This is a genomic window from Emticicia aquatilis, from assembly GCF_014644295.1.
Taxonomy (GTDB): Bacteria; Bacteroidota; Bacteroidia; order Cytophagales; family Spirosomataceae; genus Emticicia; species Emticicia aquatilis.
On sequence record NZ_BMKK01000005.1, the window covers coordinates 552,836 to 577,110 of the forward strand.

The following is a 24,275-nucleotide window of genomic DNA, read 5'->3' on the forward strand; positions in this document are numbered from 1 at the left end:
GGCCTCAATTATACAATTTCTCTAAAAAAAACGTTATTAGTCACAACAAATAGAAATCCTTACGATGAAAAACACAGCAATAAAAATCTTCGCTTTTATATTCATTAGCCTTAGTACGTTTGCCCAAACAGCCGATGAAATTTTCAGCAAACATATAGAAGCAACGGGCGGAAAAGAGCTTTGGGATGGCATTTCAACTTATTCTATCAAGCAAGCATTTCGAGGCAATTCAGCAGCTGATTATGATATGGAGCTAAAAGGCTCTTTCAGCGAAGCCGCACTTTATAAAGCAAAAACCATCTTGAAACGTACTTTCATTTATGGTGTAAAAGGAACAGAAGGCTGGAGAAAAGTGCCACTTGGTAGCTCAGACAAAGCAACTCAATACGAAACCAACAGCTTGAGCGACAAAGAACAAGAAAATATGCGTAGAGAGTTAAAGGAAAATGTTTTACCTTTTATCGATTACCAAACTAAAGGCTATATTGCAACCGTAGTAGGAAGCGAAACCCTCAACGGAGCGAAAGTTATACAAGTTGAATTAAGCGGAAAAGGCATCAAATATAATCTCTATTTTGATGAAACAACTGGGCTTTTAGCAAGAAAAAAACTTACTTTAAATACTGGTGAGGTAATTACGGAAGATTACACAAAATATGCTGATACTGCCTACGGTGTAAAATTCCCGACCGAATCGACGTATTTGAGCAGCATTGATAAAAGAAACTTGAAAGTAACAACTTCGGTTATTTTCAATGATAAAATTGCTCCAGAATACCTTATGAAGTAAAAAACATCAGTAAGAATTAGCCTCTCAGTTTTTTGAGGGGCTTTTTTTTGCTTAAATTGTATAGTTATTAAAATATTTTCAACCAACTTCCAACCATTTCAAAATAAACGGGGTCTTATTCACAGCAACCCTTAAAAAACGATTAGGTTGGAGCATAACATATACCCTTTTCATGTATAGCGAACAAGAATTAATACAGGCTTGTATTCGCCAAGAACGACCAGCCCAACGGCAACTTTACGAGCGATTTGCGAGTAAGTTGTTCGCTACGGCTATGCGTTACATGAAAAATCGAAGCGATGCCGAAGATGTTTTACAAGATTCGTTTATCAAGATTTACCAGAAAATAGATAGTTTCCGATTTGATTGTCCGCTCGAAGCTTGGCTCAGAAAAATAGTAGTCAATACGGCCTTGAAGCAATTACAGAGTCAGCCAAATTACATGGAACATACTGATAGTCAGTTGATTTCTGACGAAGTTGAACAAGATGAATTTACGCTTTCTGGGTTTGAGTTTACACAACTAATGGAAATAGTACAAAGCCTACCCGATGGCTGCCGAACAATTTTCAACTTGTATGCTATTGAAGGTTATCAGCACAACGAAATTGCAAATATGCTGGGCGTTACCGAGGGAACATCAAAATCGCAGTATTCGAGGGCCAGAACTTTATTACAAGCAAAATTAAAAGCGATGGGAATAGCACCCAAAGCCATGAAATAAATCATTTAAGTAAAAGATACGAAACTGTTTTTCGTAGAAACCAATGGACTCACAGAAGCCAAATAATTTTGAAGAAGAATGGCAAAAGGCATTTAATGATGCTTCTTTTGCTCCCCCAAGCGATATGTGGGAGCGAATCGAGCAGGATTTAGAACGCAAAAAACGTCGCCCATTCTTATTTTTCCTTCGTCCGTCAGCCATGCTGGCTGGCGTAGCAGCAACCTTAGTTTTGGCTTTGGGAGGAATTCTATTTTTCAATCAAAAAGAATCGAAAACACCATTAGCTGTTGTTAGTGGAAGTACTACAAAGGTTTCATCAAAATCTCAAAACACAAATTCCCAAGCAAATACTGCTCAAGCAAACACCGATAATCTTGCTTCGGCAACACCAAGTTTTACAGAATCAAATCTTTCAACCGAAAATAATGGCACAAAGCAAACACTCGCTTTGGCCAAAAACGATATTAATAACCGTGTTACTGACTCTAAAAAATCTACACAAAACAGCCAATTACCAACCTTAGCCGCTGCAAGCTTTGCAAGCGATAACGTAGGTAATATGGTGGCTGACACGCCACCAACTAACAATCAAGCATTAGGTAGTTTTAATACAAAAAAAGCTGATAATCAAACAAATACGAGTATTTCATTAGCTCAAAATGACAATAAAGCTATTGTAGATTTAGCTCTATTGAAATATCATGAATACAAATACTTAGGAAGCCGTTACACACTGAAGCGAAATAAATTGGTGTTTGAAGGTGATGCAACCGAAGCTCCAATTGTGGCATCAAACGATTCTAAATTTTGGGTAGGTGTTCAATCAGGCGTTTCGCCTTTTGACCCCAACATGAAACTCGGCGGACTAAATACCATTGCACTTGCACAAGCCGATGCTTATGCCAAAAACTCAAACATGGCTTCAGTTGGAGCTTCTCCATCAGTTGGAGATAAAGATGGAAGCGTCATGGTTTCTCAGCCACAAAATGCCATTAGAGCAGGAATCGGCATTAATACAGGCGTGGCGATGGGCTATAAAATCTCAAAGAAATTGAATTTTGAGAGTGGAATTAGATATTTACGAGGAAATTCTACACTCAATAGCAATACTTATGCTTTCCAACAAAACGGTTATGCAAATACTTTCTTGGCAAATTATTTATTGCAAAATTCGGCTAATCAAGATATGCAGTTTGCTAATAGCCAAAGTAATACGGTTGTGGCTGATGCTTCACAATTTGCCAATCGTTATGAATATTTGATGATTCCGATGCAAGTCGGCTACGAAATAGGCTTATCCAAAAAAGTGGCATTAAATATCTTAGCTGGAGTTTCGACTGATATTTTCTTACAGAATACCATCATCAACGATAATAGTATTTTACAAGAAAAAAGCACTATTAATACTTCGAACAATATCTACAAACCACTGAACTTGAGCGGTTTAGGTGGCGTAAGAGCAAGTTATCTTATCAGCAAGCACTGGCAGCTAAATCTGGGTAGCTCTTATCAGCATTCGCTATTTTCGGGCATTAATAACTCAACTGCCTTGCAGATGCGTCTGAAAATGTTTGGGTTAAATTACGGTTTGAATTATCGTTTTTAACCCCCTATCCCCCAAAGGAGAGTAAAAACGATTTTATACTTTACTCCCCTTTAGGGACGGTCCGCCGCAGCGATGGGGGTTTTACTCATATAGCTTAGATACTTCACAATTTCGGTCGCTTCTTCGGGCTTTATACCCAGTGTTGGCATTTTTACGTCGTTTCTATAAGCGGCAGGATTTTGAATAAATGCTTTCAAATCATCGGTTTTCCAATATTCCGTTACGCTTTTCGGATAATTGAGTTCTGGCCCCATTTTTCCACCAATTTTATTAATAGCATGGCAAGTTTGGCAACGATTTTTGAATATTTCATAACCAGCCAATGCCGACTCATCTTTGGGTTTAAGGGCAGCATCGTTTTCATGAAGTGGAGCGAGGTGTATCTTTACTAAGTTATATGGCCATTTATAGCTTACATCTTCTGCCGAAACCCCTTCGTAAACCACATAAAAAGGCTCCATCTTAGTTTCTTGACCATTTTTTAAGAGAATTTCCCATGCACGACCCTTCGGGGCATCGGCATCACTTACAGCCAAATACGCTTTTGCCGAAAGTAATTTTTCTAATGGCATTTCGGGCTTGTAGCCATCTTCACATTCAAAAACCACTTTTAAATCAGCCACATTCATTCTTTTTATCAAAGAATATTTCTCAAAGATATCCTTCAATGACAAAGCATTAAATCGTTTATTTTTATGGTAAACGGGGTCAGGCTTAACCATCACCACTTGGGTGTTTTCAAGTAAGCCTTTTTTCTTTAAATCTAATAAATCAATGCTTAGAGAATCGCTGGCTGGGGCTTCTTCAATAGCCATCTTAGCTACTTGTAGTGAATCTTTATGGGAGTTTTTTTGTGAGCTATCACACGAAATGTAGAAAGCTGATAATAAAGCAAATGCAATAACTTTTTTCATAAATTTCTATTTTTAATCGGTCATGGATTAGATGTTAAAATTAGCTAAAATCTTTGTTTAAATAGTGTATTTTTCTTCGACACCTAAAAAAATACTATATTTATGCTCAATTAAACAAAACTTGACCTATGAAAAAGACAAATTTGTGGCAGCACATCTGCACACTGCTGCTATGTATGAGTGTAATCGCACCAACTTCGGCACAATGGCAAATCTCAGCAAAAAACTTCGACCCCAACAATTATTACGGTGTAACAGTAGCCAATGGTATGGTCGGAATCACTTCGTCGCCTGACCCACTCAAAGTAAAAGAAATCGTACTAAATGGCACATTTGATACCTACGGGCGTGGACGTGTGGCCAATATCATGAAAGTTTTTGAATTTGCGAATATGGAGTTAATTATTGATAATCAACTAATTAACCGTAATAATGTCAGCAATTTCGTACAAACGATTGATATGCAAAATGCGATTTTTACTACCACTTTTGATATGGGCAGTAAGGCATCAATCAAGTCAAATGTACTTGCACTTCGCCATTTACCACATTCGGCATTGATTGAAATGGAGATTTCGGCTAAGCAGGATATCGAATTTACACCCATCAGTATCATGCAAACGCCCGATATGCTGCGTGATGTAAAGAATTTCTTTCATACCATCGACCGCCCTCACTCATTGATTCCATTGATGACTTCGGTAGCAAAAACACCTACGGGAAAACACACGATTGCGGCATCAAATTCTTTTTTATTTGAAGAAGAGCGAGGAAAAGAGCCACAATTGATTCACGAAGAATGGGATAACGGAATGCACCGCATGAAGTTTACTAAAAAATTGAAAGCGGGCGAAACCTATAAGTTTTCGGTGGTTGGTTCAGTAATTTCGACGGCCCACGTAACCGACCCACATAACGAAGCTGAGCGTCTGACAATCTTTGCGGCACTCGAAAAACGTGAGCGTTTACTCAAAAAACATAAAGAAGCATGGGCAAAACTTTGGGAGTCAGATATTATCATTGAAGGTGATGAAGAAGCTCAACGTGCGGCACGTTTTTCATTGTATAACCTGTACTCGTTTTGTCGTGAAGGTCAAGCGTATAGCCTTTCGCCAATGGGTTTGTCGGGCTTAGGATATAACGGACACGTATTTTGGGATACCGAAATCTGGATGTATCCTCCACTATTGGCCATGAAACCTGAGTTGGCCAAATCATTGCTCGAATATCGTTTTGAGCGTTTGGAAGCTGCCAAATACAACGCCAAAGCACACGGCTATCAAGGAGCGATGTTTCCGTGGGAATCTGATGATTCGGGGCAGGAATCAACGCCTGTATGGGCTTTAACGGGACCATTTCAGCACCATATCACAGGCGATGTTGGTTTTGCTTTCTGGAAGTATTATCAGGTTACGAAAGATAAAAATTGGTTGAAAGAACGTGGATACCCAATGCTAAAAGAAGTGGCCGATTTTTGGACAAGCCGAGTGGAAAAAGGAAGCGATGGAAAGTATCATATTATCAATGTAGTGTGTGCTGACGAATGGGCAGAAAACGTTGATGACAATGCTTATACGAATGGTATGGCAAAAGAGGTTTTAGGCTACGCCAATCAAGCAGCCAAAGAACTCGGCCTTCCCGAAAATCCAAAATGGAAAGAAGTTCAAGAAGGAATCGTGATTTTGAAGTTTCCAGATGGCACAACTCGTGAACACGCTACTTATAACGGCGAGCCTATCAAACAAGGCGATGTAAATTTGCTCTCTTACCCAATGAAACAAATCACTGACCCAGCTACTATCAAGAAAGATTTAGATTTCTATTGGAAAGTTTTGGCCGATAATCTTCCAGGAAGAAAAGGACAAAGCCCAGCAATGGCACATGGTGTGTTTTCTATCTTAAATGCTCGTTTGGGAGATACCGAAACTGCCTACAAACAATACATGGATAGTTATAAACCTAACGAAGTTCCACCATTTGGAGTTCTGGCCGAAACGGCTGGTGGAACAAATCCATACTTCTCGACAGGTGCGGGTGGATATTTACAAACACTCATCAACGGCTGGGGTGGACTTGATTTTACTGATGCAGGAATCATCCAACTAAAAACCAAACTTCCAAAACAATGGAAATCGTTGACTTTGAAAGGTGTTGGAGTTGATAAAAAGACTTTTGTAGTGAAGTAAAATTATTTAGTTAAGATTCGAAAACCTCAGCGTTTAAATACGCTGAGGTTTTTATTTTACTACCAAAATCCAAAAGGAAACGACGTTGGCAAGGCTCTGAACCTTGCCGACGTTAAAGATATTACGATTTGATATATAACTACACAAAAAGAGGAATACCTTTCGATATTCCTCTTTTCTAAATTTTATTTTCTAAGATATATCAGAAGAATTTAGCTCTGTTATCTTTGATATTTGCGTTGTCACGAATTGCTTGGTTAGCCATGTACGATACCCCATAACCACCGTTGCGTTGCATAACTTGGTTTTTGTATTGCGTATAGTCTGCAATTTCAGGAGCTTTTGTAAGTTTAGTTGTTTCAACTACAAATACACCGTTTTCACCAACAAATGGCTTAGAACGTTTGCCTGTTTGCAAACTGAAGATTTTACCAACAGCTACTGGGTCAATACCTGGAGATGTCAACATACCTGTTGCCAAGTTGATGTTTGACGCAGTTTCTACTAAAGCACCTGCACCATATTTTTGAGCAACTTGCTCTAAAGAACCCGATGGGTTTCCAAGTTTTTTCAAGATTTGCTCAGCTTTGATTTCGTTACGAACTTTAGCAGTAATCGCATCTTTGAAGTCGTCAGCTTTAGGGCTATCTTTTTCTGTTTTAGCAGTTACAGCCGCAATGATAAAGTTATCACCAACTTCAAATACACGGTCAGAAACTTTACCTACTTTCGTGTCATCGTTAAATGCCCACAATACAACCTCACGTGCGTTTTGGATAGTATTGAACGTTGATGCTTCTGGGAAAATCTTATCAGCTTTCAAGATAACCAATTTACCATCTTTTTTCACAGCAGCTTCAAATTCTTCTTTTGAGCTACAACTTGCACGTAATGTTTCAGCTTTTTGGTAGATAGCATTTCTTGTGCTTTCACTTGCTTGCAACTCACGGCTGATAGTAGCAATTTTATACTTAGTGTTAGTTTTTCCTTCTGTTACTTTAATTACGTGATAACCGAAGTCTGTCTCAACAACATTTGGTACTAAACCAGCACCACTCATAGCAAATACAGCCGATTCAAATGGTTTTACCATTGTACCGTTGTTTTTGAATGTTCCTAAATCTCCACCTTGTTGAGCCGAACCGTCTTGGCTGTTTGCACGAGCCAAAGTTGCAAAATCAGCACCTTGATTCAATTGGTTCAAGATGTCTTGTGCTTTTGCACGAGCAGCAGCTTTTACCGAATCTGGAGCTGTTTTATCCGCACGGATTAAGATATGACTTGCACGAGCTGAATAAAGAGAGTCTGTTGTTGTTCCTTCGTATTTGTAAATCGAGTAAGTATTGTCTTCTTTGAACGGCCCGATAACTGCACCTTGAATGGCAGTAGCTAAAGCAGCTTTCAAAGTTGGGGTCAATTCGTTGGCACTACGCTCATAAGGCACACGGCTATCAGAGTTAAGAGCAGCATAAGCTTTTGCATCTTTAGCAGCAGCTAAACCTTTAGCAAAACTCTTAATATCTTCATATAAAGCAGCACTATCTTCTTTTGTAGGCATTACTTGATACACTACGTAATCGAATGAGCGGCTATCGTAACCTTTGAATTCTTCTTTGTGTTTGCTCAAATAATCTGACAATTGGCTATCAGTAACTTTGATAGTCGTGTCAATGATACTTGTATATGGAACATACAAATAACGAGCATCGGCTTTATTAGCTTGTGCGTCGTATTCTCTTTTAGCTTCGGCAGTTGTTACGAACGAAGAAGCAGAAAGTAGAGCGTTGTATTTCTCCAACAAACGTTGTTGAATCGCTTGCTCTTTAATTTGGTCCCAAGCAGCTTTTTGTTGTGCAGGAAGTTGATTTGCAGCAGCTGCATTGATAAACTCAATATGACGATTACGGTCATATTGTCCTGTTTGTGGGTCAGTAAATTGTTGCTTAATGATTGGACTAAGGTTTTTAGTGCCTTGTACCATTTCACGAAGCTCATCTGGCGTAACTTTCAAACCGAGTTTCTCGAATTCAGCTTTGTAAGTAATGTCAAAAATCATTTGTTCCCAAACTTGGCTGCGTAATTGCTGAATCTCTTGTTCTTGCAAAGCTCTTCCAGCTTGTTGCTCATAATTTGCACGAGCCACATCTAATTTTGCCTGAAATGCTTGGTAATCAATACTGGTGCCTGCAATTTCACCAATTTTATTATCATTACTACTAAACAAGCCACTTTTACCATTTCCTCCGAATAAATCTCCTCCGACAATGAATAAAATGAGTGCAATTGCGATAACTACGACTGCAACACCTGAACGTTCACGAATTTTGTTAATTAAAGCCATTTGTTTTTTAATTTATTACTGGACTTTTAGGACTGTTTAAATGCCTGATTATTGTTTTTTAAATTTTTTCAAAAAAATTGAGGTGCAAAAATAAGCAGATTCATATAGATTATCAAGGAAATCCAATTGATATATTAGCTTATTTTAACAAGTTTTATGCCAAATAACGCTTTTTGTTTCTTAAACTTAGGTCAGACCTTCGGTAAAGGCCCAAAAAAAGCCCACGTTTGAGGCATGGGCTTGATAATATCTATGTGGCTATCAGCTTATTCTCGAATTGCAATTTGCTCAATTTCCTACTAAAAAATCATCAAAGAATTTCAAAAGTTTTTTCTGATAATCTTTAATTACTTTATTATCAGTTAATTCGATAAACTGGCTATCTTTCCTTGACTTCTCCTGAACCCTCGTCGAAGCATAGAACAACGTCTTATTGTCTTCGTATGGATGTTGTACCATTTTAATATCACAGTCAACACGAGTTTCGATGGTTTTCTTGAAAAGTCCTTTGGTCTTACGGTCTTTGAATACCTTCGACACTAAAAAACCTTCGTCAGTATTACGCTCAATTACTAAACCAATACCTTCATCTAAGATTTTGCGGAGAACACGCACACGCACTTGGTCGTATGGCATCGTATAAACTCTCACAACGTTTGTATCTTTTACAACTCGGTTTTTATCTTTAAGAGCTTGTTTTCTGAATTCTCTGAAAAGCTCCATTGAGTCAGCAAACGCAATCTTGAGGGAAGCTAACTCGGCATCAGTTTTTTGCTTATATTCGGTGTAAGCACTCGAAACCGTAGCCGTAGAATCTCTCGAACTCTTCAGAACTGATTTATAATAATTAGTTATGCCTTCTTGCGAAAGTATCTGATTACTTTGTTTGATAATCAACTGATTTAAGGCATTTATCTCATTGGTAAGTTTACGGTTTCTCTGAATCAGAGCATCTACCCGATTTCCACCTTTCTGAACATTTTTTTGTGCAAGAGCTTGAAACGAACAAAAACAAACGCTGAGTACCAGCATCTTATTGACAAAAGACTTAGCCGAAAAGTTTACATGAAACATTTTAAGTGGTTAATTAAGGGTTTTATAATTTACCTGATTTTAGCAATCAAGCCTCCTGCAAATTTGTGTTTGAATTACAATCTTACAAAATTAGATGATTCGGGGCAAATATTTATCTATTTTTGTGCGTTTTTTAAAAAAATATTTAACTATTTATGAAATTACGCTTCGTTTGCTTTGTTGCTGTTGGCTTAATAATCGGCTTTTTTTCGTTAGTTTCATGCCAAAACTCCGAAACTATCGACACATCAAATATATCGGTAAAGGTTGATATTCAGAGGTTTGACGAGACAATGATGCAACTAAAGACCAAAGAGCAAATCAAAGATTTTTTATCGAAAAACACCAAATTTGTTAATCAATTCTATCAGACCTCGCCCGAAGACACTACTCTGATAAACCGACTATTTTTGATTCATAATAACCCAGATACACAGGCGTTTTACGAAGATACTAAAAAGTCTTTCGGGAATTTGACTGATTTGAAAAGCCAATTAGAAACCGCTTTCAAGCATATAAAATATTACTATCCCGACTTTAAAGAGCCTCAAATCATCACAACTTTTACGGCACTTGATTTAGAATTGATGGTTTCGGATGATATGATTGTAATTCCGCTCGAAACTTTCTTAGGGCCAAAAGCAAAGTATCGCCCGCAATATCCGCTTTATCTTTTGCAACGATTCGATAAACCATACATCGTACCTTCAATACTGACAATTCTATCTAAGAAATATAATGCCATTGACCCAAATGACCATACACTTCTGAGCGACATGATTTATTATGGCAAAAGCTATGAATTTACTCGTGCGATGCTTCCGGATGTGGCCGACTCGCTCGTGATTGCTTACGCCGACTCGAATATGACTAAAACTTGGAATTCACAAGATTTAGTTTGGGGACATTTTATTGATAACAAAGTACTCTACGAAACCAATGACCGCATTAAAGATAAATATCTCGGTGACCGTCCAAAGGTTTTTGAAATCGGAAGTGACTGTCCAGGACGTATTGGTCAATGGCTTGGCTGGCGAATTGTGAGCCGTTACCGAACCGAAAACCCTTCAATTTCGTTAATTGATTTGATGAAAAACTCAAATGCTCGTGATATTTTCGAGAAATCGAAATATAAAGGACAATTAGAAGATTGACTTTAGCAATCTTCTAATTGGAAATGAGCAGTTTTAGACATTGAATAGCATATTTTAACGACCATTGTAAGGTAAATAATCATGGCAAAAAGAAGTAGTAGTTTTGGAGCGGGTGTATCAGAAGCTGATAAAAAAAAGGTAACAAAAGAAGGTTTTAAGAAAGCATTAAAGATTTTTAGATTTACATTGCCCTATAAAGGCACTTTTGCCATTGGTTTTATTTTCTTGGTTTTGTCGCAAATAACCTCTATGAGTGTGCCTTTGCTGATGGGACAAATGGTTGGGGCGATTGTTTCTCCAAAAAATCCATCGGCGGCTCTTCAAACGCCAAATATGATGGGTGGCAACATTGGTATCGAGAAGTTTCAAGGTATTTTTAGCTCATCCAATAATCTTACGCTCAACGAAGTAACATTTCTTTTTGTGGCTTTGCTTATCATGCAAGCGGCCTTTTCTTTTCTGAGAGTTTATACTTTTACGAGAGTTTCGGAGCGTTCGATGCGTGATTTACGCCAAGAACTTTATACAAAAATTATTACCTTACCGATTTCGTTTTTTGAAAAAAGTCGAGTTGGCGAACTCATGAGTCGCATCACATCAGATGTTACGCAACTTCAAGATGTACTCTCAATTACACTTGCTGAGCTTTTCCGCCAGATTTTTACCCTTGTGGGTGGCGTAATTCTAATCACGATGCTTTCGGGCAAACTGACACTCTTCATGCTTTCTACTTTTCCGTTTTTGGTAATTGCGGCCATTGTATTCGGGCGATTTATCAGAAAAAACTCAAAGAAAGTACAAGATGAATTGGCTCAAACAAATATCATTGTTGAAGAAACCCTTCAATCGGTCAATGTTGTGAAAGCATTTACCAACGAACGCTTGGAAGTAAATCGCTACGGTATTTCTATCCAACGAGTAGTTGATTACGCTCTCAAAGCGGCGACATTCAGAGGTGGTTTCATTTCATTTATTATTTCTGTTTTGTTTGGTGGTGTTGTAGGAGTTGTGTGGTACGGTGGAAACTTGGTGCTTTCGGGTGAGTTGGCTTTTCAAGATTTATTCACATTTATTCTTTATACTGGCTTTATTGGTGGTTCGGTTGGAGGATTGGGCGATATGTACGCTCAAATTCAACGTACGGTCGGAGCTTCTGAGCGAATTTTAGAAATTTTAGACGAAGAATCAGAAGTTGATGTAAGCAAAACGCCAGTTTTCAAGAAAGCCGATGGCAATATCGTATTTGACAAAGTTGGTTTTGCATATCCTTCTCGCCCTGATGTAACGATTCTGAAAGAATTATCGCTTTCAATCAAATCGGGTGAAAAAATAGCCATTGTAGGCCATAGCGGTGCAGGGAAATCAACGATTGTACAGCTTTTGATGAAACTTTACCCGCTTACAAAAGGTAAAATTACTATTGACGGACAAAACATTGCGACACAAGATGTAACCGAACTTCGCAGCAATATTGCGATTGTGCCACAAGAAGTAATGCTTTTTGGTGGAACCATCTACGAAAACATTGCTTACGGAAAACCGAATGCTACTCGTCAGGAAGTGCTGGAAGCAGCCCGAAAAGCAAATGCTTTGGAGTTTATAGAATCTTTCCCCGATAAATTTGAGACAGTTGTGGGCGAGCGTGGTGTGAAACTTTCGGGCGGACAACGCCAACGTATAGCAATTGCCCGTGCGATTCTGAAAGACCCTTCTATTTTGATTCTTGATGAAGCTACCAGTGCTTTAGATTCTGAATCAGAAAAATTAGTACAAGATGCTCTTGATGAGCTCATGAAAGACCGCACGACTATCATCATTGCTCATAGGTTGGCTACGATTAGAAACGTTGATACAATTTATGTTTTGAAAGATGGAGAAATAGCGGAGTCGGGCAAACACGATGAATTGATTTTGAAAGAAGAAGGAATTTACGCAAACTTGGTAAAATTACAGTTTGATAACGTAAATTTGCTGGTCGAATAAACGTTGACAGATATGAATCCTTCTAAAGATACGCTTAAAGAATATGATTTACGACACACTGGCTGTCGGGCAGACATATTGCAGTCTTTCCAAAATAATAATCACGCACTTTCGCATGGAGATTTGGAAGCACTGTTTGGGCAACGCTTCGACCGTGTGACAATCTATCGTACACTCAAAACTTTTGTTGAAAAAGGCATTGTTCATAAGGTCTTAGACGATGAAGGTGGTACAAAATACGCTTTGTGCCGAGTGTCGGAATGTAGCCACGAGAATCATCACCATGACCATGTACATTTTAAGTGCTTAGTTTGTGGAAACACAACTTGCATTGAAAGTGTGCATATTCCTACTATTAATTTGCCAGAAGGATACAAGCGTACTGAAGTAAATATGCTCGTACAAGGCACTTGTCCTGCTTGTGTTTAGTTACTGGTTATCGGTTATTAGTTACTGGTTAATGTCTCAATAGCCAATAACCTGTGTTCTCTAATTTTCCAGTAACCAATTTCCAATCCCTAAATGTCAGAAAAAACAAAAATATATATTGCACTCGGAATTGTTTACATAGTTTGGGGGTCAACTTACTTAGGTGTCAAGGTTGCTCTTCATACTTTGCCTCCGATGCTTATTTCATGCACTCGATTTCTGATTGGCGGCTCGCTTCTATTTGCTTTTACATTACTCAGAGGGCAAGGAATGCCCACACTACAAGAAACTCGAAATGCTGCTTTTATTGGCGTGCTTTTGAGTGGTGTTGGCAATTGTGCCGTGGCGTATGCACTCATGAAGATGCCTTCGGGTTTGGTCGCACTTTTGGTAGCTACATTACCCGCTTGGATGATTTTGCTTGATTTTTTGTTTTTCAGCAATGCAAAACCTACGGTTATCGGAACAATCGGTTTGGTGCTGGGCTTGGTCGGAATGGCAGTTTTGCTCAATCCTTCTCAGCAAATAGGCCAACAAGAAGTGCCTGTTTTGGCTGCCTTGATTGTTTTTCTTGGTTCAATCGCTTGGGCTTTTGGCTCGCTTAAATCTCCTTATTTAGTATTACCTAATTCGCTACAATCAACGGCTATTCAGATGGTAGTTGGAGGATGTTTTTCTTTGACAATGAGTATCGCTTTTGAGAAAGACCAACTTCAATCTTTTCAGAATATGACTACCGAAACATATCTGGCGATGATTTATTTAATATTTATTGGTTCTTATGTGGGCTATACGGCCTACGTTTGGCTGATAAATCATGCTCCGCCGCAGCTTACAGCAACCTATGCTTACGTAAACCCAGTAGTGGCTATTTTTTTAGGTTGGATTTTCTTAGATGAGCGTCTTACCTCTCGCTCAATGTTGGCGTCAGCTATTATTTTAGCGGGTGTAGTAATGATGACTTTGGGTAGAAAAAGACCTCCTAAAGAAATAGATATGCAATAGCAGTTTTATTTCAAAGCGGCTATTAATTTCTTTGCATATTCATTATTAGGATTTATCTGCAAAGCCTTTTGGCAATTTTGTAGGGCTGCATTTTTCATTCCCATTTGTTGGTAAGTTTCGGCCAATCTATAAAAACCAATATCACTCTTGGGGTTTATCGTGACCGCTTTCTGATAAAAAACCGAAGCTTTATCATAGTTTTTGGCATCAAAATATAAACCTCCGAGGTTAAAATTTGCTTCGTAATGTTGAGGATTCAATCGAAGGACGTTTTCTAAATCAGCAATGGCTTCTTGCGAGCGACCGAGTGCTGTTTTACAGTTGGCTCGTTTGTAATAACTGGTTTCAAGATTGATGTTTTGCTTAATACAGCGGTCAAATGCTATCAATGCTTTGGCATCTTCATTTTTATCATACAATTCCAGAGCCTTTTTGTATAACTCAGCTGTGGGTATTCTTTCGATTTGTTGCTTAAAAGTTCCTAAATTATCATCTTCTGTAATGGTTTCTTCGGAGAATATCTCAAATCCATCAAACGTTTCCACATTATTGGCTTTGGTCAATTCGTTTAAAGATTTACCTTTCTGAGTAGCTGAACTTGCATTGTGTGCCTCATTTTTCTCTACTTCAAGCTGATATTTCCCTGCATTTTTTGTGGTCCGTACATATTTGTAGTTCTGTTTCAGTAATACATCTTTCAACTGATTGAGGTCTTGCTCATTTGAGTCGATAAAAAAATAGTGATAAGCAATTGGCTTTTGGGTATCGAAACCATTCGCAGCTAATTGACTATAAAGACTTTGTATTTGATTAGCATGATTGCATCTTTGTGCAAAACCGGCAAAAGGTAATACTAAAAAAAGGCACTTAATATATAGTAGAATTTTCATTACTAACAGAGTATTATGACTATCAAACGTTTATCGGATACACTGAATTGTGAATTTAACAAAAAAGACGCCTTTTGGGCGTCGATTTTACAATTAGTTTCCAGACAAATTTAAAGTATTTTAAAAACCAGATGTTTATTTCGGAATTCCGAAGGCTTTTGCCACTTCATCAAAGTTTGTATAATCAATATTTGCTCGTGTTTTTACTCCGCCAGGAATAATTATGTAACGATACTGTAATCCAGTTGCTGGCTTTCCTTGAATATCCAGTAATTCAGAAAAAGTAATGTTTATTTTTCCTAACGCCGCTACTACATTATAGTTTGTTAAACCCGAATTCGTCTCCAACATCAACGGCAATAAGTAGGCTGGTCCACTTGAAACCTGACGGCTATATGCTAAAACAACACCTTTATCTATAATTTCTTGGGTAACTTTTGCTTCAATGATACTATATAAATAGCTCTTTTCGGTAACTTTTTGCCAATCAACAAATGCAGGGGTAAACCAATCAGAATAAATAACATTGGTCGTTCCAGGGTCACCTTTTGGGCCTTGTGGACCTGTCGCTCCTGTGGCTCCAGTAGCACCCGTTGCTCCTGTATCTCCTTTTGGACCTTGTGGACCCGCTGGACCTGTCGCCCCAGTTGCTCCTGTGGCTCCAGTTGCACCCGTAGCCCCTTGTGGACCCGCTGGGCCTGTCGCTCCCGTTGCCCCTGTGGCTCCAGTAGCACCCGTTGCTCCTGTATCTCCTTTTGGACCTTGTACACCTTGTGGGCCTTGGTCGCCTTTTACTCCTTGTGGGCCTTCGGGGCCTTCACAACTACATAATGCTAAATAGCCCATCAGCATTATACCGAGGGTAATTTTTCTCTTGATTTCCATGATATGGGTTAGGCTGGTTATTGGTTAGAAGAACAGCCTTTTAGTCAAGGGCTATCAAGATTTATGCCAATTTTGAAGTAATAGTGTTTTTATTATTTAATATATTATTTATCAGTCACTAAAAGCAAAAAACGCTCGATAAACCGAAAACAGTTTACCAAGCGTTTGAAACTAAAATTAATGTCTGATTAGATGACTTTCTGAGATTGAATATATCTAACCTCTAAGCCTCTATCCAATTTATTTTTTACTACTTTGATGCTTACCTTTCCATTAGGTTTTATTTCCCAAGTCGGAATTTCAGTATTGCTCAAAGGTTTACCGTAGAGTGTGGTAAATTGTTTTGTCAATTCATTTTTAAGACTATCGTTCGACGAATCGGTATTCATATAAATATCCAATTCTATGCCCGATACACGATTTTGCTTGTCTTTTTCGTAAAGAATATCGACAGTCTCAAGATTATCTGTGTCAAAAGAATAACCAACGTGGTCTTCTACTTCTTCAAATAACTCAGCTTTTTCTTTTTTCTTTACATCTGCAATAGCATCACCAAATTGGATGCCCCGGAGGAGACCTTCGCCCGTACCCATGATGGTACGTAGCAATTTTTGAACGTTACTCGATGTAGCCGTTTGAGGAGAGGGAGGGTTTAAAACTTCCACTGTTTCTGTTTTTTTTGGGTTACTGCACGCAATTATTAACAAAGATAAGATTAAAAAACAAATTTTCATATTTTTTTGAATGAAATGTATAGAGTGAAAAAACATAATTTTAGTGAGTGGTATCAGAACTCTCGTGAGAGATTAAAAAACAGCCTTTTTTCGCCTGCACCATTAAGCGAATAATTGAGGCGACCTACTACATTGTACCACGTCACTACATCAAGCCCGATTCCTCCACCAACTAACCATTTATTTGCAAATTTAGTATTATTTAACTCAGGAAAATTATTTTTTACGTATCCAACATCAAAAAACGTATTAATATACGCTGCCACGGGTAAGGCATTGAACTGTTTTACCTTCAAATAACGGCTCAAATCAAAGATTTTATCAAACATTTGGTACTTCAGATTTGTCTTTAACAAACCATAACTTTGGCCATCAATTACATAGAGTTCGTAGCCCCGAACTAAGTCGTTGCGATAGCCCAGCCCTTGAGTTTGTAAAAAGGGTTGTTTTTGTGGAAAAGATGCCTTAGCTCTTAGACTATAATTTCCATAAAAGTTTCGGTGTAGGGGAAAATATTGGCTAACTGTTCCACTTAAACTAAATTGGTTGATATCGTCTCGTGCAGAAAGTCCATACTTAATGGCATCAAAGCTTAGCCGATAGCCTTTGAGGGCATATTGGCGATTATCTCGACGGTCAAACACATAAGAATAGCTAATCAAGAAATATTTCTGTTGGGTGCGTCCATTGAGAAAATAATTAGGGTTAAGTCGAGCAATAGTATCGGCAATTTGAGTTTTGTTATAAGTAATTTGCAGGTATTGATTCTGAAAAAATCCTGTTCGGCGAGCAAGCACCGCATAAAAATTGAGGCGTTCACGCTGTCGTTTTTCGCTTTCGAGAAACTGAAATTTATCTTGCCACGTTCGATACACCATCGTTTTATTAATCCCATAAAAAGCACCAACCGAAAAAGTTGTTTGGAGGGTTTTGTCGAGATAAGGCGTACTGTAAGCAATTTCGAAGTTAGGAATAAAGCCAATTTCGGCTCTGATTTTTAGTTGGTCGTTGTTGCCAGTCAGATTAGAATGACGACCATAAATGCCATAAATCGTTCGCTTCAAATCATGTCCACGTTCATACCACCATTCATTGAAATTTCGGTCGGCCAAATAAAAAACAGGTAAAACGACTAAATAAAGCCTCTCTTTTACCTCTACAATCACATCAATTTGCTGATTATCAATGTCTTCCGAACTAACCTTGACCGTAACAAATAGATTAGTATTAAAAATCTTCTTGCGGTCGGCTTCTAAGACATCGGTTAGCTTAGCTTTTTGTAGCGTATCACCTGCTTTTATAGCCATATCTCGAAAAATAATCTTCTCTTTCGTACGGATATTTCCTATAATTTTCACCTGACGCACAACCACGACATCTTCGGCAAAAGTTTGATAATGAGCAATTTGCAGTAAAAGTAAACAAATAAGAGATAAGCGTTGGGTCATTAACGGTCGGCTATAAATAATGGTGTTTTAAAGCAATATACGAAGTTTTGATGATGTAGGAAACACTAAATCTAAACTATTTTTCAAGAAATATGCTAAAAAATTGTACCATCAAGATTGTAAAACTAACTTTAAGAAATATTTATGGACTCAACCGCTTCGGCGACCCGAAAAACCACTAATAATGGAAACTCTATTTATAACCGACAAACTGAAAGACTTATTGCCAAAAATAAAGGCTTTTGTAGAAACTGAATTATATCCGCTCGAAACTACCGAAAACCTCGCTCATAACTTCTCGTTTGTCGAGCCAATTTTGCAAGAAAAAAGAGCTTTAGTAAAAAAAGCAGGGCTTTGGGGCTTGCACCTACCCGAAGAAGACGGGGGTCTTGGACTGACCTTATGCGAATTTGGACAAATCAGCGAAGTGCTGGCAAGTTCGCCTTTCGGGCATTTTGTGTTTAATACGCAAGCTCCCGACATCGGTAATACCGAATTGATGCACAAATATGCTCCTAAGCATTTAAAAGATAAATATTTGAAGCCTTTGATGGACGGTGAAATCAGAAGTTGTTTCTCGATGACCGAACCCGAATTTGCTGGCTCAAACCCTACTCGAATGGGAACAACGGCCGTAAAAGATGGCGACGACTACATCATCAACGGCCATAAATGGTTTACATCTTCGGCCGATGGAGCAGCTTTTGCGGTAGTGATGGCCGTAACAAACCCTGATGCAGCTCCGCATAAGCGTGCAAGCCAGATTTTAGTACCGCTCGATACCGAAGGTTTTAAATTCATAAGAAATATTCCAATCATGGGTCATGCGGGCGATAGTTGGGCGAGCCATGCCGAAGTAATTTATGAAAACGTGCGAGTGCCACAAGCTAATTTGATAGGTATGGAAGGTGCAGGTTTTTTATTGGCACAAGAACGCCTCGGGCCAGGTCGCATTCATCATTGTATGCGTTTTATTGGTATTGCTGAGCGTAGCTTTGATTTGATGTGCCGATATGCTGCATCAAGAGAAATGGCCGAAGGTGTAATGTTGGGCGAAATGCAATTTATTCAAGGATTTATTGCCGAAAGTAGAGCCGAAATTGATGCTGCACGTCTTTTGGTGCTTCGTACAGCCAAAAATATTGACGAGCAAGGTGCTGCAACTGTCCGTGACGAGATTTCGATGATAAAATTTTTCACGGCTAATATGATGCTCAGAGTAATTGACCGAGCTATTCAAACGCACGGTGCATTGGGCATGACGAGTGATATTTTGCTATCGTACTGGTACGCCCACGAACGTGCCGCTCGAATCTACGATGGAGCAGACGAAGTACACAAAACTGCTCTGGCTCGTGGAATTTTGAAAGGATATGGGCTTGATACTCGCAAAAAGTAATCTTTTCGCCTTAAAAAGAGATTTGGTCGGTGGTTTCGACTACGCTCAACCACCGACCGAACTTCTTTTTCTTTATACTGTATCTAATAAAATCCTAAAGGTTGTTCCTTTATCTACTTGTGTATCTTTCACAAAGAGTTTGCCTTCGTGATAATTTTCGATGATACGTTTTGCCAGCGTAAGTCCCAAACCCCAACCACGTTTTTTGGTACTAAAACCAGGTTTAAAAACCTTCCGCAAGTTCATTTTCGAGATTCCTTTTCCTGTATCTCTTATGTCAATTGCAATTGTTTTCTTTGCCGTTGGCATAATCGTCACAAACAATTCTCCTCTTCCTTCCATCGCATCAACGGCGTTTTTGCACAAGTTTTCCACCACCCATTCAAGCAAGTGTTTATTTAGACTAACTTTCACATTATCTGATACTTGGCTATCGAAATGCACTCTTACTTTTGTCGAAATCCTTCTCTCTAAATAACTAAGTGTCTGTTGAACTAACGGCGAAATTTGCTCTTCACTCATCTGCGGCACCGAACCAATATTTGAGAAACGAGTTGTGATAGTTTCCAGACGTTTTACATCTTTTTCCATTTCATCACCAATACTGGCATCAAAGTCAGGATTTGAGCGAAGTACCTCAACCCAAGCCATCAGAGCCGAAATTGGTGTACCGAGTTGATGAGCCGTTTCCTTGGCCAAACCTACCCAAACTCTATTTTGCTCAGCCTTGCGAGAAGAACTATAAGCGATAAACGCCAACGAACCGAAAATCAAGAATGTACCCAGTAGAATATAGGGAAAATATCGTAATTGCTTAGCTACCACCGAGTTACTATAATACAGCGAAACTTTATCTTTTCCAATCGAAAACTCAATCGGTGGATGCTCATTTGCCATTTCTGAGATTTTGGTATATAAAATAGTTTCTTGTTCTTTTGGCTTCCATGTGCGAGTTGTATCTCTAAATTCTGGAATATTGATATTATTAATCGGCACACCATTTTGTACAACCACTGCTGGAATAGTTTCATTAGCTTCTAATACCTCCTGTACAAACGTATAGTCACAAGTGCTTTCTAAACTCATTTCGATAAAAAACTTTATACTTGCAGCATATAAGGTAGCGTATTTCTTTTCTCGCTCCTCAACTTGTTGAGCCAATTGATTGAAATAATACAATACCCCAGCACCAATTACCAGCAAAACCGCAATCGCAGTAAATCTCCAACCCGTTATTTGCTCATAAATATTTACAAAAACTTCTCTTTTTGCCATAAAAAATTAATTTGAAAATGCTAAAATAGTGGTGCGAAGGCTTTTTATGATAAAAATCATGTTTATACAATCAGTATAATAATAGTTCAAATATCGTCTCCTTGTTTTATAATTAACTTTTAGTTTGCACTTTTATTTTCTATATCAAACTTTTCTTCTCCATTTATCGTAGATATATTCAAACAGAAAAATACTGCTTTGGGAAACATTTAGCCATGAAATTACGTATCTATAATATATCGGTAAGATGCTGCTCAACAGTTTTTTAGGGTACTAAATACAATGATTGTAGATTTTTCGTTAGTGTATTTCAAGCTTCCTAAATACTGAATCCGCATATTAAATTTAGATTAAAAACCGTACCAGTATTTTTGTATTTTTCATAGATTAAACGGTAGTAAGACCAGTCATAATTTAGAATAATTCTAAATTAAAAAAACTGATAGAAATCATATCAATCATATACGATTCTGAGCGTAAATTTGCAAACTATTTTAGAAAAGATGCACGGACTATTTAAAGCAATAACGATTTCGCATAAAAAAGCCTCTTTACAGCTAAGAGGACAAATTGCACTTAACGAAGAAGAATCAAAAGCATTGATGCTAAAGATTCGTGAATCGTTTGATGTGTCGGAGGTGCTTGTGCTTTCTACTTGTAATCGTACTGAGGTTTATTACGTTTCAGAAAATAATTTAGGCGAGTCAATTATTCGTTTAATTGCCAGCCAAAAAGTACTTAATTCGACCGAAGTTCTTCCATATTTTGATGTAATTGACGAGCATAACGAAGCCGTAAGATATTTGTTTGAGGTTTCGATGGGCTTGCACTCACAAGTTGTAGGCGACTTGCAGATTCCGAATCAAGTAAAACACGCTTACCAATGGGCGGCCGATGTACAAATGGCTGGACCGTTTTTACATCGTTTGCTTCACACTATTTTCTTTACCAACAAAAAAGTAGTCCAAGAAACATCGTTCCGTGATGGAGCGGCCTCTACTTCTTATGCAACCGTAGAAGTGATGGAAACTTTCTTGCCGCTTTTGAGCAATCCGAAAGTTTTGGTAGTTGGTTTGGGCGAAATCGGTGAAGATGTATGTCGTACTTTGGCTGATAAAGGTTATAAAAACATCACGATTACAAACCGTACTTTAGAAAAAGCACAAAAACTTGCCAACGAACTTGGGTTTGAAGTAGCTGATTATCAATTCGTTAATCAGAATATTTTAGATGCTGATATAATTATTTCATCTGTACGCTGCGAGTCTCCGATTATCACTAAAGAAACTCTCAAAAATAAAACGCTTGCCGTAAAATATTTGATTGACCTTTCAGTGCCAAATAGCATAGCAACTGATATTGAGGAAGTTGCGGGCGTGGTTGCCTATAATTTGGATGAAATCCAACGTCGTGCCAATGAGGCTCTTCAACGTCGCATGGAAGCGATTCCGCAGGTATTAGATATTATCAGCGATGCAATTGGTGAGTTTAATAATTGGTCGCAAGAAATGATTGTTTCGCCAACGATTCAGAAATTGAAAGGGGCTTTGGAACAAATCAGAAAAGAAGAAATGGCTCGTTTCGTGAAAGAACTTTCGGTGGAAGAAGCAGAGAAAATGGAGAAAATTACGGCAAGTATGATGCAAAAAATTATCAAATTGCCAGTGATTCAACTAAAAGCAGCCTGCAAACGTGGCGAAGCTGAAACTTTGATTGATGTATTAAACGATTTATTCAATTTAGAAAAACAAACGGTGTAGTAAAACAATTTTCTAAATTGTTAATCGACAAACACAAGTTTCCAACTTGTGCTACAAGATATTGAAAAGGCGTAATTTCCATAGAAATTACGCCTTTTTTGTTGACCACTTTTTTCCTCCCCAATTTTTCTCTACATTTCGTAAAAAATTCAACCTTCTATCAGCATGAACAACTCTCACGACAAAAAACAACAAAACTCACGCCGTAATTTCCTTAAAAGTAGTGCTTTAGCTTCCGCAGGCTTTATGATTGTGCCTCGCCATGTGTTGGGTAAGGGCTTCGTAGCACCGAGCGATAAACTCAATATTGCGGCCGTTGGCTGTGGCGGAAAAGCCGACTTCAATATTCCGCAGGCCTATAACAATGGTTCTGATAATATCGTAGCTCTTTGCGATGTCGATGATAGACAATCGGCCAAGTTTCGGGCAAAATTCCCAAATGCTCCGTATTTCCGAGATTACCGAAAAATGTTGGAATCGGAGGGCAAAAATATTGATGCCGTAATCGTGACTACGCCCGACCACATGCACTACCCGATTGCGATGTCGGCGATTCAGTTAAACAAGCACGTTTACGTAGAAAAACCGCTCACACACGATATTTGGGAGGCTCGACAATTAACCGAAGCAACGGCCAAGTATAAAGTTGTCACGCAAATGGGCAACCAAGGAAGTAGTAGCAATGGTACTCGTATCACCGAAACGATGGTACAAAGTGGTATTATTGGCGAAATTTATAATGTTGAAGTTTGGACAAATAGACCAGTGTGGCCACAAGGAGTGAAATCGCCCAAAGATAAAGGCGAAAAACAGCCAATCCCGAACGAAGTTGACTGGAATTTGTGGCTCGGCACTGCCCCAATGCGAGATTATCACGAGGCTTATATGCCATTCCGTTGGCGTGGATATTGGGATTTCGGCACGGGAGCTTTGGGCGATATGGGTTGCCACTTCATGGATGTTCCTTTCCGTGCTTTGAATTTGGGTTATCCTACTTCGGTTGAATGCTCGGTTGGACAAGTCTATGCCGATTTCTTCAAAGAAGCATTTTTCGATGATGTTTGTCCGCCATCAGCCTCTATTCACCTCAAGTTTCCGAATCCAACAAGTAAAAACTTCAAAGAAATCAATCTTACTTGGAATGACGGCGGTATTCGTCCGAAGCTTCCCGAAGGCTGTGATTATGACAAAGTTTTTGCCAATATCGACGGTGGCGTAATGTTTATCGGAACAAAAGGCGTAATTGCCTGCGAAATTTTTGGAGAAAATCCTAAAGTATATATCAATGGCCAATTAGCTGCCGTTAAGCTACCAGCACCTAAACGCCCTAATGTTGAAGGCGGTGTAAATGGCCATCAACAACAATGGATAAAAGCCTGCAAAGCTGGTTTTGGCACCTATACCAGTTCGTCATTCGACCAATCTGGGCCTTTGACCGAAACCGTTTTGATGGGAAATTTGGCCGTTCGTTCGTTTTTGATGCGAGATGCTAAAAATAAATTTATTGGCAGGAAGAAACTCTTATGGGATGGCAAAAATATGAAAATTACCAATTTTGATGAAGCTAATGCCTTCGTAAAACGAGAATATCGTGCGGGTGGTTGGATTTAATTGTCACGTCCTAAAAAAGCGATACAAGATTTAAAAGGTTAAAATTACTTTTTTCTAAATAGTAGTA

At 38.6% G+C, this 24,275-nt stretch carries 19 protein-coding genes; 11 read left to right on the forward strand and 8 right to left on the reverse strand.

Going from position 1 to position 24,275, the window contains the following annotated elements; all coding sequences use genetic code 11:
- Positions 1–64 precede the first annotated feature (64 nt).
- The 3 genes from IEX65_RS14995 (at position 65) to IEX65_RS15005 (ending at position 3,120) form a co-directional block, all read left to right on the forward strand.
- Positions 65–790 carry a hypothetical protein gene (locus IEX65_RS14995; protein WP_188766895.1) on the forward strand — a complete coding sequence of 242 codons (726 nt, stop codon included), beginning with the start codon at positions 65–67 and terminating at the stop codon, positions 788–790.
- Positions 791–962: 172 nt separating this feature from the next.
- A complete protein-coding gene (locus IEX65_RS15000) occupies positions 963–1,514 on the forward strand; it encodes an RNA polymerase sigma factor (protein WP_188766896.1) in 552 nt (183 codons plus the stop codon).
- Between the two features lie 43 nt (positions 1,515–1,557).
- Complete coding sequence (locus tag IEX65_RS15005) at positions 1,558–3,120, forward strand: hypothetical protein (protein WP_188766897.1); 1,563 nt, start codon at positions 1,558–1,560, stop codon at positions 3,118–3,120.
- A 50-nt stretch (positions 3,121–3,170) separates the two neighbouring features.
- Here the strand turns inward: IEX65_RS15005 and IEX65_RS15010 are convergent, their stop codons facing one another.
- Entirely contained in the window at positions 3,171–4,034 is an 864-nt protein-coding gene (locus IEX65_RS15010) for a c-type cytochrome (protein WP_188766898.1), read from the reverse strand.
- A gap of 128 nt (positions 4,035–4,162) precedes the next feature.
- Here IEX65_RS15010 and IEX65_RS15015 point away from each other — a divergent pair, with 128 nt between their 5' ends.
- Positions 4,163–6,220, forward strand: a complete 2,058-nt coding sequence (locus IEX65_RS15015; protein ID WP_188766899.1) for a kojibiose hydrolase — start codon at positions 4,163–4,165, stop codon at positions 6,218–6,220.
- 202 nt (positions 6,221–6,422) lie between these two features.
- On the opposite strand, the gene IEX65_RS15020 is transcribed toward IEX65_RS15015, so the two are convergent.
- The gene (locus tag IEX65_RS15020; protein WP_188766900.1) at positions 6,423–8,561 is read right to left on the reverse strand and encodes a SurA N-terminal domain-containing protein; all 2,139 of its coding nucleotides are present in this window, start codon (positions 8,559–8,561) and stop codon (positions 6,423–6,425) included.
- A 288-nt stretch (positions 8,562–8,849) separates the two neighbouring features.
- Positions 8,850–9,635 carry a hypothetical protein gene (locus IEX65_RS15025; protein WP_188766901.1) on the reverse strand — a complete coding sequence of 262 codons (786 nt, stop codon included), beginning with the start codon at positions 9,633–9,635 and terminating at the stop codon, positions 8,850–8,852.
- Positions 9,636–9,790: 155 nt separating this feature from the next.
- Here IEX65_RS15025 and gldB point away from each other — a divergent pair, with 155 nt between their 5' ends.
- The 4 genes from gldB to IEX65_RS15045 all read left to right on the forward strand — a co-directional run bounded on the left by gldB (position 9,791) and on the right by IEX65_RS15045 (position 14,206).
- The gene (gene gldB / locus IEX65_RS15030; RefSeq protein ID WP_188766902.1) at positions 9,791–10,789 is read left to right on the forward strand and encodes a gliding motility lipoprotein GldB; all 999 of its coding nucleotides are present in this window, start codon (positions 9,791–9,793) and stop codon (positions 10,787–10,789) included.
- An 81-nt stretch (positions 10,790–10,870) separates the two neighbouring features.
- Positions 10,871–12,772 carry an ABC transporter ATP-binding protein gene (locus IEX65_RS15035; protein WP_188766903.1) on the forward strand — a complete coding sequence of 634 codons (1,902 nt, stop codon included), beginning with the start codon at positions 10,871–10,873 and terminating at the stop codon, positions 12,770–12,772.
- A gap of 12 nt (positions 12,773–12,784) precedes the next feature.
- Positions 12,785–13,201 carry a Fur family transcriptional regulator gene (locus tag IEX65_RS15040; protein WP_188766904.1) on the forward strand — a complete coding sequence of 139 codons (417 nt, stop codon included), beginning with the start codon at positions 12,785–12,787 and terminating at the stop codon, positions 13,199–13,201.
- Between the two features lie 93 nt (positions 13,202–13,294).
- Positions 13,295–14,206: an EamA family transporter gene (locus IEX65_RS15045; protein ID WP_188766905.1), complete on the forward strand. Its 912-nt coding sequence runs from the start codon at positions 13,295–13,297 to the stop codon at positions 14,204–14,206.
- A gap of 5 nt (positions 14,207–14,211) precedes the next feature.
- Here IEX65_RS15045 and IEX65_RS15050 read toward each other — a convergent pair whose 3' ends face one another.
- The 4 genes from IEX65_RS15050 to IEX65_RS15065 form a co-directional block, all read right to left on the reverse strand.
- The gene (locus tag IEX65_RS15050; protein WP_188766906.1) at positions 14,212–15,096 is read right to left on the reverse strand and encodes a tetratricopeptide repeat protein; all 885 of its coding nucleotides are present in this window, start codon (positions 15,094–15,096) and stop codon (positions 14,212–14,214) included.
- Positions 15,097–15,231: 135 nt separating this feature from the next.
- Entirely contained in the window at positions 15,232–15,981 is a 750-nt protein-coding gene (locus IEX65_RS28185) for a hypothetical protein (RefSeq protein ID WP_308424966.1), read from the reverse strand.
- A gap of 188 nt (positions 15,982–16,169) precedes the next feature.
- Positions 16,170–16,646: a hypothetical protein gene (locus tag IEX65_RS15060; RefSeq protein ID WP_188766907.1), complete on the reverse strand. Its 477-nt coding sequence runs from the start codon at positions 16,644–16,646 to the stop codon at positions 16,170–16,172.
- A 122-nt stretch (positions 16,647–16,768) separates the two neighbouring features.
- Positions 16,769–18,163 (reverse strand): POTRA domain-containing protein, encoded by a 1,395-nt coding sequence (locus tag IEX65_RS15065; RefSeq protein ID WP_188766908.1) that lies wholly within the window; start codon positions 18,161–18,163, stop codon positions 16,769–16,771.
- Positions 18,164–18,347: 184 nt separating this feature from the next.
- Between IEX65_RS15065 and IEX65_RS15070 the strand changes: the two genes are divergently transcribed.
- Positions 18,348–19,562 (forward strand): acyl-CoA dehydrogenase family protein, encoded by a 1,215-nt coding sequence (locus tag IEX65_RS15070; RefSeq protein ID WP_188766909.1) that lies wholly within the window; start codon positions 18,348–18,350, stop codon positions 19,560–19,562.
- Positions 19,563–19,634: 72 nt separating this feature from the next.
- On the opposite strand, the gene IEX65_RS15075 is transcribed toward IEX65_RS15070, so the two are convergent.
- Entirely contained in the window at positions 19,635–20,837 is a 1,203-nt protein-coding gene (locus IEX65_RS15075; RefSeq protein WP_188766910.1) for a sensor histidine kinase, read from the reverse strand.
- A gap of 503 nt (positions 20,838–21,340) precedes the next feature.
- Here IEX65_RS15075 and hemA point away from each other — a divergent pair.
- The gene (hemA, locus tag IEX65_RS15080; RefSeq protein ID WP_188766911.1) at positions 21,341–22,597 is read left to right on the forward strand and encodes a glutamyl-tRNA reductase; all 1,257 of its coding nucleotides are present in this window, start codon (positions 21,341–21,343) and stop codon (positions 22,595–22,597) included.
- A gap of 165 nt (positions 22,598–22,762) precedes the next feature.
- Complete coding sequence (locus IEX65_RS15085; protein ID WP_188766912.1) at positions 22,763–24,208, forward strand: Gfo/Idh/MocA family protein; 1,446 nt, start codon at positions 22,763–22,765, stop codon at positions 24,206–24,208.
- Positions 24,209–24,275: the final 67 nt, after the last annotated feature.